Source organism: Leisingera sp. XS_AS12 (assembly GCF_041224635.1).
In the GTDB taxonomy this organism is placed as follows: Bacteria; Pseudomonadota; Alphaproteobacteria; order Rhodobacterales; family Rhodobacteraceae; genus Leisingera.
The window spans coordinates 230398-240742 of the sequence record NZ_JBGFGM010000107.1 but is presented as its reverse complement, the minus strand read 5'-3'; the positions used below and the strand labels follow the sequence as shown (position 1 = coordinate 240742).

Annotated in this window: 10 protein-coding genes, 1 tRNA gene and 1 pseudogene; 6 read left to right on the top strand and 6 right to left on the bottom strand. The window is 60.8% G+C overall.

Annotated elements, in window-relative coordinates; translation table 11 throughout:
* Nucleotides 1-139 (bottom strand): annotated as a pseudogene (locus AB9K35_RS15205) (IS5/IS1182 family transposase); the annotation flags it as partial.
* Nucleotides 140-425: 286 nt separating this feature from the next.
* Here AB9K35_RS15205 and AB9K35_RS15200 point away from each other — a divergent pair.
* From AB9K35_RS15200 to AB9K35_RS15185, 4 genes are all read left to right on the top strand, one after another.
* Complete coding sequence (locus AB9K35_RS15200; RefSeq protein ID WP_369927306.1) at nucleotides 426-605, top strand: helix-turn-helix transcriptional regulator; 180 nt, start codon at nucleotides 426-428, stop codon at nucleotides 603-605.
* Nucleotides 606-713: 108 nt separating this feature from the next.
* Nucleotides 714-998 (top strand): hypothetical protein, encoded by a 285-nt coding sequence (locus AB9K35_RS15195; protein WP_369927304.1) that lies wholly within the window; start codon nucleotides 714-716, stop codon nucleotides 996-998.
* Nucleotides 995-1135 (top strand): hypothetical protein, encoded by a 141-nt coding sequence (locus AB9K35_RS15190; RefSeq protein ID WP_369927302.1) that lies wholly within the window; start codon nucleotides 995-997, stop codon nucleotides 1133-1135. Before AB9K35_RS15195 ends, AB9K35_RS15190 begins: the two co-directional genes overlap by 4 nt.
* 694 nt (nucleotides 1136-1829) lie before the next feature.
* Nucleotides 1830-2330 carry an HGGxSTG domain-containing protein gene (locus AB9K35_RS15185; RefSeq protein WP_369927300.1) on the top strand — a complete coding sequence of 167 codons (501 nt, stop codon included), beginning with the start codon at nucleotides 1830-1832 and terminating at the stop codon, nucleotides 2328-2330.
* Between the two features lie 48 nt (nucleotides 2331-2378).
* Here AB9K35_RS15185 and AB9K35_RS15180 read toward each other — a convergent pair whose 3' ends face one another.
* The 3 genes from AB9K35_RS15180 to AB9K35_RS15170 all read right to left on the bottom strand — a co-directional run bounded on the left by AB9K35_RS15180 (nucleotide 2379) and on the right by AB9K35_RS15170 (nucleotide 5180).
* Complete coding sequence (locus AB9K35_RS15180) at nucleotides 2379-4109, bottom strand: trypsin-like peptidase domain-containing protein (RefSeq protein ID WP_369927298.1); 1731 nt, start codon at nucleotides 4107-4109, stop codon at nucleotides 2379-2381.
* 253 nt (nucleotides 4110-4362) lie between these two features.
* Nucleotides 4363-4438: transfer RNA gene (locus tag AB9K35_RS15175), tRNA-Thr, on the bottom strand.
* Nucleotides 4439-4670: 232 nt separating this feature from the next.
* Complete coding sequence (locus AB9K35_RS15170; RefSeq protein WP_369927296.1) at nucleotides 4671-5180, bottom strand: hypothetical protein; 510 nt, start codon at nucleotides 5178-5180, stop codon at nucleotides 4671-4673.
* A gap of 138 nt (nucleotides 5181-5318) precedes the next feature.
* Between AB9K35_RS15170 and AB9K35_RS15165 the strand changes: the two genes are divergently transcribed.
* Both AB9K35_RS15165 and AB9K35_RS15160 read left to right on the top strand, forming a co-directional pair.
* Complete coding sequence (locus AB9K35_RS15165; RefSeq protein ID WP_369927294.1) at nucleotides 5319-6308, top strand: hypothetical protein; 990 nt, start codon at nucleotides 5319-5321, stop codon at nucleotides 6306-6308.
* 262 nt (nucleotides 6309-6570) lie between these two features.
* Entirely contained in the window at nucleotides 6571-7863 is a 1293-nt protein-coding gene (locus AB9K35_RS15160) for an O-acetylhomoserine aminocarboxypropyltransferase/cysteine synthase family protein (protein WP_222454084.1), read from the top strand.
* Nucleotides 7864-8150: 287 nt separating this feature from the next.
* Here AB9K35_RS15160 and AB9K35_RS15155 read toward each other — a convergent pair whose 3' ends face one another.
* Both AB9K35_RS15155 and AB9K35_RS15150 read right to left on the bottom strand, forming a co-directional pair.
* On the bottom strand, nucleotides 8151-9632 hold the full coding sequence (locus AB9K35_RS15155; RefSeq protein ID WP_222454083.1) for an inorganic phosphate transporter: 1482 nt from the start codon (nucleotides 9630-9632) through the stop codon (nucleotides 8151-8153).
* 91 nt (nucleotides 9633-9723) lie between these two features.
* On the bottom strand, nucleotides 9724-10182 hold the full coding sequence (locus AB9K35_RS15150) for an NUDIX hydrolase (protein ID WP_369927292.1): 459 nt from the start codon (nucleotides 10180-10182) through the stop codon (nucleotides 9724-9726).
* Nucleotides 10183-10345: the final 163 nt, after the last annotated feature.

The following is a 10345-nucleotide window of genomic DNA, read 5'->3' as shown; positions in this document are numbered from 1 at the left end:
ATCGCAAACCATTGCGATTTATGAAGATAATTCCGCTCAGCACCCGCTTGTCATCAACCCGAGGCTTGCCATGCGACTTCGGGAAAAAAGGGGTGAGCTTGGCCATCTGCTCGTCGGTCAGCCAGAAAAGATCGCTCATGTCACAGCTCCATTTTCCGAGCCGTGAATTACGCAGTGCGGCGGAAATCAATGCATCCTGACCCTAGCATTCAAGCTCGCTACCGCGCTCTCTTCAACGTCAAAACCGCCTAGGCGGTTCCTCACCTTCTATGGCATCGTTTATGCGGTGCGGAGAAAACTGGCCAATCGCCCAAGCACTCATACCAAAACAGCCTTCCGCTTAAGGCGCTGATTACAAACATTTAACACAAGGGAATATCTGCAATCATTCCTGCATCGACCACCAGATGCAGGAGCATTCCCAGATGGCAGAGAAGCACTACCGCCGCCCCGAAGTTGAAGCGCTCACCGGCCTGAGCCGTACCACGATATACGCGATGATGAGCCGGGGGGAGTTTCCCCGCCCGGTACGCCTGACCCGCAAGGCTGTCGCTTGGCCGGAAAGCGCCATCGCTGAATGGCTGAGCAGCCGTCAGGCAGCATAACCAAACCCGCCCCCACTAACGCAGGGGAGCGGGCAGTATGTCATCGGCTTAAAGCTTGGAGGCCCGGCCAGCATACGCCCTTTGCCCCATCATCGCAAAGGCAATCAAATGAACAGCAATCATTGGCATAGCAACCCCAGTCAGGTCTTCTGGGTCTGCAAGAACTTGGTGGCAGGGCGCACCCTGACCCATAAAACTGAAATCCGCGAAGTGAACGGCTGGCGGCTTGCCGCTGTCATCCACAAGCTGCGGGCAGAGTACCATTGGCCTATCGAGGACAAGTACCGAGGCAAGGACAACATCAAACACTATTGGCTGCGCCCCGGTACCGATCCTAAAACTCTGCGCTACCCGCCCAGCGCCGCGCACTTGCTGGATGGAGACGCCGCATGAGCAGTCTTGACCATAACACCGCCGTCTCGCGCGAAAAACAGATCCGACGCCTGCAATTGCTTCTCGGCCTGAGCCGCGCACGGGCTGTCGTGTTGGCAGAACTGCACTTTGGAGGGCTGCATCATGCCAGAGACTAAACTGACACGCTGTGGCGGCTTGTGGCACGTTTGGGCGCATAGGCAGCCCGCCGACGACCGGCGCACCTGGCTTCATCTGGGCACCTGTAAGAGCTTGCGGATTGCAGGCCAGGTGGCAAAGGTAATAGCACAACGGGAGGCCGCCCTATGAGCCGCAAACCGTACAAACGGCACAAGCGCGGCGGTGGCCGCCATGTGCAGCTTCACGAATGGCTCCAGGCTTCCCCTGCTTGGGGGAGCCTCAAACCTGGCCCTCGCGCGCTCTACGTCGAGCTGAAGCGGCGCTACAATGGTAGCAACAACGGGACAATCATTCTGAGTCATAGGGACGCGGCAAGGGCGTTGAGCGTACACCGCAACACTGTTGGCAATTGGTTTGATTTGTTACAGGAGCACGGCTTCATCCACGCAACGCGTGGGCACTGCCTTGGCCCATCAGGCATCGGTGAGGCTGCGCATTGGGCACTGGATGAGTTGCCGACCCAAGACGGAAAGCCGGCCCGGAAAGCGTTCATGCGTTGGCAGGAAAAAAAGAAGCCCCGCACTAATTCAGTGCATCGGCGTCACAATGAGGCTGACGCATCATCCGAAACTGCAATCTCCAGCGGCCCTCCCGTCCTAAAGATTGTGTCTGGCTAAGCGGTTTTCCGTGCGGATGCGTCACAATGACTAGGACATATCTACATCTAGCCATATGGCAGGAGTAAAACACATGACCGGTGAAGAACTGAAACAGCACCGTCAGCGCTTGGGGTTGTCGCGCCCAGCGTTGGCGGCTTTGGCCGGGCTGCATCCGTCATCGGTTAAATACTGGGAGCGAAAGGGAAGGGAGCGGATTCGAGGCCACGCGCCTTCCCGGTTATTCTTGGTTATGGGGTGCGAGGTGTCGAATCTGGTGCCGCACGCCCCAGAGCCGAGGGACAATTTTCCAACACCTACGCGCGCGCGGAATGGGGTCTTAGACACACCTGACTTCCAAGTCGCTTCTAAGCGATGCGGCGCACGAACGCGCAAGGGCGCCGCCTGTCGTGCTAGGCCAATCCCTGGTAAAAGGCGTTGCCGGTTTCACGGCGGGCTATCCACCGGGCCGAAAACTTCCGAGGGGCGAGATAGAATTGCGCAAGCGCAGCAGAAGCGCTGGGCGATCTACCGTGAGAGGTGGACGGTTCAAGAGGCGGCTAAGCCCTCTGTTTAGCTAGATGCTTGGCTAAATGCGTTATCCAAAGAGGGGGCTGCAGCTGCGTCACCGGAAACACTCCACCAACGCGGTGGCCTTGTCCAGAAGCTCTGCAATGCTTTCTCCAGATAGTGCTTGGTTGGATGGCTTTCGAGAGAACTTGATGCCGTTAGAGGATAGGAAAAGCTGCGCGATTTCACCGCGAACCGCAAACCCAACATTTTCCGGCACATCGCCGACCTTTTGCGCAACTAATAGTGCGTCCAGCTTTGCGACTACAACACCCACGACAGACCCATTGTTGTTCACTGCGGGGCCGCCTGAATTACCAGGTTGAACAGGGGCGGTTATTTGCATCGTCGTTTCGCTGCCGCCCAGTCCTTTCAACGAAGAAACCGCGCCGCGTGACACATTAAGGCCGCCAAGTAGCCCGTGAAGCGGATAGCCCGCAATCGTTAGATCTGAGTTCAGTTTGGCCGGAAGTTTGGCAAATTCAAGGAACGAGGTTTTCTCTAGTTCCGTATACTTGATTGCAGCAAGGTCAAAGCTTTCGCTCTGCGCAATCAGCGTCGCTGCTTTTCCGTCTATTCGAAGTGCTGAGCATCCGTTGACAACATGGGCATTGGTTAAGGCAATACCGCTTTCATTCACAAAGAACGCAGACCCCGTGCCATCGGGTCCGTCATGCCCGTTATCGGGCGATATGGATTCTGTGTGCGCCGGGCCGTTAGAGCTTTCTCTTTCCAACGCGGCTAAAAGCACGTCGAACTGCTCAACCAAAACTCCCTGTTCTGGAACTTGGAGAAGCCTGGAGCGACCACTGGCTAAGCTGGCTGATGCTAGATTGAAGGCGTTTTTGCTGTGTCTGGGCGCTGATATATACACCACGCTCCAAGCGCCATTGATGAAATCTGAGCGTAGATATTCTACGCGGTCTCGTGAGTGTATCGAGGTGACTGCCATTCCGGGCTTTCTTACCGTGTAGGGTGGCTTAAAACCGGTGTGCGCGTCGATCATATTTTGATGCGCGGCGTTGGTCGATTTCTGGTCAAATCTATCCCAAGCGTACTCCAAGCCGGTACGCGGGTCCCGCCATTCTTCCTGATGCCCATTTTTATTGACTAAAACTGCCCGCTCTTGGGGAATTGCCACGGACATACCAAGCCTATCTAGATAGCGGATTTGCCAGCCGCCTTCGGCAATTTCATCGATAACCGCAAAAATCAGGCCAGCAGCGTGAACGTTGACAGGCTCCGCGTCGTATTTGTCTCTCGTGTATCTCTCCAATGCCCCTTGGCTTCCTCGTCCCCATGCTCCGTCAAGCATTCCAAAATAGTAACCTTCCAGCGCCAGGGCGGTTTGTAAGAAGCGCTTCTCATCATACGTCAATACGCGCGCGTCAAACTCCCCCATAGGTTCAACGTTTGAGGGGCGTGCCGACCGATTGAAGTGTTCATCAGGTACCTGAACAACTCGAAGGTATCGCTTTCCAGTCGAGCAGTACGCGTCGTTTGGAATCAGTTCTTTCCGTTTTAAGGTTGTTAAGATTGAGCCGGACTGTTGAACTGGTACCGCTCCAATCGAGATTGCGAGCCATCCATTTGCGGACTCATAGATTGTGGCAAGTTCCTCAATGCCGTATTCGGCGATGAAAGCGTTCGCTTCGGCTAGAGTGGCTCGGGAGGCGGCAACAATTGCGCACTGTCCAGCGGGCACTAGCTCTGACGGGATTGCCTCCGAAGACAACGTTAGAGTGAGGCTGAATGCCAACAGTGCCTTCTTTAGATGTGCCAACATCTCTCCCTCCCCTCAAATGATGTGTTCCTAAAATATGGCGTAGAATGCATGAAGCATCGCAAAATCGAAATGCTTATCGCGAACAATGCGCCATGGTGCAAAGGCAACGCCGTCCCAACTGAGGGGCAAGTTTCCGCTAGGCTAGGAAGCCGGTGGCTAAAGGCATCAAATTGAAAAGGTGGGGCTTTAAATGGGGCTGAATGCGGCCTCTTAGGTCTAAGACCTTGTATTGCATACCGTTTTTCGAAAATCATGGTGCCCCCACACGGACTCGAACCGCGGACCTACTGATTACAAATCAGTTGCTCTACCAGCTGAGCTATAGGGGCACTCTTTACACCGCGTTCCAAACCGACGCACCCGGGACGGCAAAACTGCCAGGGTGGTCTGCCGATCGCGTGCGGGACTGGTACTAGACCGCGTCGGTACCGTCAAGCCGCTAACGTGCGCATGCGCAGAAACATTTTCGCCTCCGTCCGGGCAGGTCGCGAGGATGATACTGACGCGTTTCACATCTCGCTTTCTGCGAAGGACTTTGCCGGGCCGGGGGCGTCAGAGCCGTCAGGGGCGGGGTTGCCCGTTGCGCCCGAAGTTGAGCGTTTCCGTGCCAAGGTCATCGTAGGTAAGTTCGACCGTCACCGCCTGAACGCTTCCGAGCGGGTACTCGCGATAGGGCATGCCGTCTTCGGCTTTGATCATGTTGGGAAAACCTTCGTCCAGGTGGCAGGCGGGCAGAGGCCAGACTTCCGGCTCTCCTCCGTTGACGCTCAGCCGGATCTGCACAAGGCCGCAGCGCCAGGACCACAGATGGGTGACATAGAGCAGATCCTGCCCCTGAAACTCTCGCACATGGATCCAGTTGCTCCGGGTGGCGGCCAGGATCGGCCTCACTTCCAGCGCGGTGGTGAAGCGGCCAGTCGCGTCCTGTGGCTCGGCAATCAGGGCCGGTGGCGCGGGCGACTGTGCAGCAGGCGCCTGGGCCACAGGTGCTCCGCCGGGTGCGTGCACGGCAGCGGCCGGATCGCCGGTCTGCGCGGTGGCTGCCAGAATGGCCAGGATCACGTCAAGCATGGTCTGTCTCCTGCAATGCGCTAAACTCTGCCGCGCGCCCGATTTTCAAGCGCGACGGTTGCATGGACCGGCTTTGGCGCTTAGCTGTTTCACCAAGCAAAACTACCCGTGCGGGCGGGACGGAACACGGGGAAAACCATGGCAGATGCCCCCTTCAACATCCTGATTGTCGGCCAGGCGGGCCGGTTGCAGTACGAGGCGGTGCTGTTTGCGGCGTCCTTGCGGCACTGTGCGCCGGGCTTCTCCGGTCAGCTTTATGTTGCGGTGCCTCAGCCCGGCCCACTGTGGCAGAGGGATCCGCGCATCCGCAACCCGGACGTGCTTGCCGCGTTGGAGGAGCTTGGCGCGCGCATGGTCCCGTTCGACAGCCAGGTGTTCGGCAGCGCCTATCCCTATGGCAACAAGATCGAAGCCTTGCAGGTGATGCCGGAAGGCGAGCCTTTCGTGTTCTTCGACACCGATACGCTCATCACCGGCGAATTGGCGGATGTGCCTTTTGATTTCTCCCGTCCGTCGGCGTCCTTGCGGGTCGAGGGCAGCTGGCCGAAACCGACGCTGTATGGTCCGGGATACGACGGCATCTGGCGCTCGCTCTATGATCGCTTCAAACTCGATTTCGCCAGCAGTCTTGATCTCAGCCAGCCGCACGAGTTCTGGAAGCGCTACCTCTATTTCAACGCGGGATACTTCTATGGGGCCTGTCCGCGGGCCTTTGGCGCGCGGTTCCTGCGCTACGCGCAATCGGTGCGGGATGATCCCCCGGCTGAGTTGATTGGCCAGAGCCTTGACCCCTGGCTGGACCAGATCGTGCTGCCGCTGGTCATCCATGAATTGGGGGGCGGACGGGACGCGCTGCCTGCGGGGTATCTGGATGGGGAGGTCAGCTGCCACTACAGAGTGTTCCCGCTGCTGTATGCGCGGGAAAGCGACCGGGTGGTGGCGCTGCTGCACGAAATCACCGCCCCCAACCGCCTCAAGAAGGTGCTGAAGCAGTACGAGCCGATCAAGCGGATGGTCTACCAGCGCCGGGGCGAGAAGGTGCGGGCGCTGTTCGATCAGGACAACCTGCCGCGCCGCGAGCAGGCGATCCGCAACCGGATCAAGTCCGAAGGCTTCTGGATGCGTTAGCGTCGGTCGACCTGCCGCGGGCGCGCGCGTTTTGCGACTACCGGGGCGGCGGGGCTCCCGCCTGCGCCAGCAGCGCCTGCGGCGCAGGCTTGCAGTTGGGGGTGGCACCGCGCTGCGCGCGGTGGGGCGGCGAGGGGCGACGGGCTGGCCCATGCGGCGGCGGGGGCGCTTTGCGCTCTGGCGCGACATTCGCGCGATTGCGTTCCGGCCCCGGCCATGCTGAGGTGCGCGCGACAGAACAACGTCTAAGGGAGACTGAACGATGACCGACGCTCCGAGCTACGGTTTTGACACCTTGCAGATCCATGCCGGCGCCAAGCCTGACCCGGCCACCGGTGCGCGGCAGACGCCGATCTATCAAAGCACCGCATACGTGTTCCGCGACGCGGAACATGCCGCCGCTTTGTTCAACCTGCAGGAGGTCGGCTACATCTACTCGCGCCTGACCAACCCCACGGTTGCCGTGCTGCAGGAACGCCTGGCGACGCTGGAAGGCGGCGTCGGGGCGGTCTGCTGTTCGTCTGGCCATGCGGCGCAGATCATGGCGCTGTTCGCACTGATGAGCCCGGGCTGCAACGTGGTCGCCTCGACCCGGCTTTATGGCGGCACCGTCACCCAGTTCAGCCAGACCATCAAGCGCTTCGGCTGGTCCGCCAAATTCGTCGACACCGACGATCTGGAGGCGGTGAAGGCGGCGATCGACGAAAACACCCGCGCGGTGTTCTGCGAATCCATCGCCAACCCCGGCGGCTATGTCACCGACATTCGGGCGCTGGCCGATGTGGCGGATGCGGCGGGCCTGCCGCTGATCGTCGACAACACCTCGGCCACGCCCTATCTCTGCCGCCCGATCGAACAGGGCGCGACGCTGGTGGTGCATTCCACCACCAAGTACCTCACCGGCAACGGCACCGTGACCGGCGGCTGCATCGTCGACTCCGGCAAGTTCGACTGGTCCGCGAGTGACAAGTTCCCGTCGCTGTCGCAGCCCGAACCGGCCTATCACGGGCTCAAGTTCCACGAGACCTTTGGCCCGCTGGCCTTCACCTTCCACGGCATCGCCATCGGGCTGCGCGATCTGGGCATGACGATGAACCCGCAGGCGGCGCATTACACCCTGATGGGAATCGAGACGCTGTCCTTGCGCATGCAGCGCCACTGCGAGAACGCGGTGAAGGTGGCAGAATGGCTGGAGCAGGACGATCGTGTCGACTACGTGACCTACGCCGGTCTGCCGTCGTCGCCCTATCACGAGCGCGCCAAGAGCTGCTACCCCAAGGGCACCGGCGGTCTGTTCACCTTTGCGGTCAAGGGCGGCTACGAGGCCTGCGTCAAGCTGGTCGATGCGCTGGAGATCTTCAGCCATGTGGCCAACCTGGGTGACACCCGGTCGCTGATCATTCACTCCGCCTCGACCACCCACCGGCAGTTGACGCCTGAGCAGCAGGAAGCCGCTGGAGCCGGGCCGAACGTGGTGCGTGTCTCGATCGGTATCGAAGACGCGGACGACCTGATCCGCGACCTCGACCAGGCCCTGACCAAGGCCTGCGGCTGAGCGATCGGAAACGTCTCACAGCGAGGTCCGTATGCTGTTGCGGCCGGACCTCGCACCGGGGGCGGGGCACCGTGTCGCCGCCCAGACCATCGAACCTGTCGCGGGATACGCGGCAGGTTTCTTGGTTTCAGGCGGTGGGGAAACAGGGACATCAGGGCAGGAACCTGCGAGGAAGGCTGCAAGCTCAGCGCGCTGATCGGGCAGGGGCGCAAGGCGCCGTGGCCCGGAAAATGCAACGCGCCATCCGTCGTGTCGACCGGATGGCGCGCGGGTGTGGTCGGTAGGGCTTAGCCCGTGATTGTGTTCAGCAGCAGGTAGATCAACGCGGACAGCAGGGCAGCGGCCGGGACGGTGATGACCCAGGCGGCCACGATGGTCATGAAATGGCTGCGGCGCACCAGCTTGCGACGGCGGCGCTCCTCCGGGGCGATGCGCTTTTCCGGCGGGCGGCTGGCGGCGGATTTTTTCAGGCGGCGCTCCATGTGCCACTCGCGGAAGAAGCCGACCCCGAACACCGCGCCAACCGCGATATGGGTCGAGGACACCGGCAGCCCCAGCCAGCTGGCCACGATCACGGTGATCGCCGCCGACAGCGACACGCAGTAGGCGCGCATCGGGTTCAGCTTGGTGATCTGGCTGCCGACCATGCGGATCAGCTTGGGGCCGAACAGGAACAGGCCAAAGGAGATGCCAAAGGCGCCGATCACCATCACCCAGGTCGGGATCGCCACCTTGGAGGCGAAATCGCCGAATTCGGTGGCATGCACGATGGCCGCCAGGGGGCCGACCGCGTTGGCGACATCATTGGCGCCATGGGCAAAGGACAACAGGCCCGCGGAGATCACCAGCGGCAGGCCGAACAGCGCTTTCAGCGACTTGTTGCGGTTCTCCATGCCCTCGGACTGGCGTTTGATCAGCGGTGCGGTGATCACGTAGGACAAGGCCCCGGCGGCAGCACCGATCAGCAGGGCGGTCTGCAGGTCGATCTTGATGATCCGCTTCAGCCCCTTCAGCGCCAGATAGGCGGCAAAGGCACCGGCCATGATGCCGACCAGCACCGGCACCCAGCGGCGCGCGGCGGCGATCTTGTCTTCCTGATAGATGATCTTGGCCTTGATGAAGGCGAGGAACAGCGCCGCGATGACGCCGCCCAACACCGGCGAGATCACCCAGCTGGCGGCGATCTTGGCCATGGTCGGCCAGTTCACCACCGACACGCCCGCCGCCGCGACACCCGCGCCAAGGACACCGCCGACCACCGAATGGGTGGTCGAGACCGGAGCCCCGACCCAGGTTGCCAGGTTCACCCACAGCGCCGAGGAGATCAGCGCCGCCATCATCGCCCAGATGAAGATCGTCTCATTGGCCACGGCCGTCGGATCGATGATGCCCTTGGAAATGGTCGAGACCACGTCGCCGCCCGCCAGCAGCGCGCCCGCGCTCTCGGCGATGGCGGCAATGACGATGGCGCCGCCCATGGTCAGCGCATTGGCACCCACCGCAGGGCCCATGTTGTTGGCCACGTCATTGGCGCCGATGTTGATCGCCATATAGGCGCCGAATGCGGCGGCGGCGATCACCACCATGCTCATGGCCGAGCCGCCAAAGAACACGCCGGCACCTAGGCCCGCCAGCACGATGAAGGCCAGCGCAATCCCCGGTGCCACCAGGGGGCGGGAGACATAGCTGGTCGCCAGCTCAACCTGGGAGATCCGGTTCAGATCCTTGTCCAGGGTTTTCCATTGGCTGCGCTGCGGTGCATCGCTCATTCTCGACATTCCTGATTCTGAGGTCTCGGCACGCGCCTAGCGAGGCACCTGCCGGGTTGCAAGCGCCTGACATGAAGCTGTTACAAAAATGTTACAATTGGCGCAGCACGTCCTGCAATTGGGGTTCATGCACCAGGGTTGCAGCCTCTTGCGGGCTCATCCATTGGCGGTTGCGCTCCGCGGCCTCGGGGTAGCTGTCTTCCAGTTCCTCGACCTCGGCGGCGAAGATCAGCGTCGTCACCGGCTCGTCGGTGCCGTTGTCGTGGCGTTTCATGTAGTTGTATTCGCCGATCGGGCGTTCGGAGACCCGTGCCTTGCGCACTCCGGCCTCTTCCCAGGCTTCCTGAAGGGCTGAATCCGGGCCGTTCTTGCCATCAATCGGCCAGCCCTTCGGAATGATCCAGCGGCCAGTGCCACGGCTGGTGATCATGAGCACTTCCTTGCCGGACTCGCCGGTGCGATAGCACAGCGCGGCAACCTGCAGCCGGTTCGGCCGTCTTAAAAGTGGTTTCACGATTTCTTCCCAGGCGCGGGTCAAGGTGCGGGTCATGTCTGCTCAGCCTTTGTGATCGGGTTACCCCGTGTCTTGTTCGGATTGCCGACAAAGTAGGAGGGTGCCCGCAGCTTTGCAAGCACGCAGCAGGCCGCGCGCCGCCGTCAGCCATCCTGCGCCCAGGGCTTGCGGCGGTTTTGATGCTGCGCTTGCGGTTGTA

Coding starts and splice junctions, on each gene's coding strand:
- AB9K35_RS15200 (WP_369927306.1), top strand. CDS start 426: ATGGCAGAGAAGCACTACCGCCGCCCCGAAGTTGAAGCGCTCACCGGC.
- AB9K35_RS15195 (WP_369927304.1), top strand. CDS start 714: ATGAACAGCAATCATTGGCATAGCAACCCCAGTCAGGTCTTCTGGGTC.
- AB9K35_RS15190 (WP_369927302.1), top strand. CDS start 995: ATGAGCAGTCTTGACCATAACACCGCCGTCTCGCGCGAAAAACAGATC.
- AB9K35_RS15185 (WP_369927300.1), top strand. CDS start 1,830: ATGGCAGGAGTAAAACACATGACCGGTGAAGAACTGAAACAGCACCGT.
- AB9K35_RS15180 (WP_369927298.1), bottom strand. CDS start 4,109: ATGTTGGCACATCTAAAGAAGGCACTGTTGGCATTCAGCCTCACTCTA.
- AB9K35_RS15170 (WP_369927296.1), bottom strand. CDS start 5,180: ATGCTTGACGTGATCCTGGCCATTCTGGCAGCCACCGCGCAGACCGGC.
- AB9K35_RS15165 (WP_369927294.1), top strand. CDS start 5,319: ATGGCAGATGCCCCCTTCAACATCCTGATTGTCGGCCAGGCGGGCCGG.
- AB9K35_RS15160 (WP_222454084.1), top strand. CDS start 6,571: ATGACCGACGCTCCGAGCTACGGTTTTGACACCTTGCAGATCCATGCC.
- AB9K35_RS15155 (WP_222454083.1), bottom strand. CDS start 9,632: ATGAGCGATGCACCGCAGCGCAGCCAATGGAAAACCCTGGACAAGGAT.
- AB9K35_RS15150 (WP_369927292.1), bottom strand. CDS start 10,182: ATGACCCGCACCTTGACCCGCGCCTGGGAAGAAATCGTGAAACCACTT.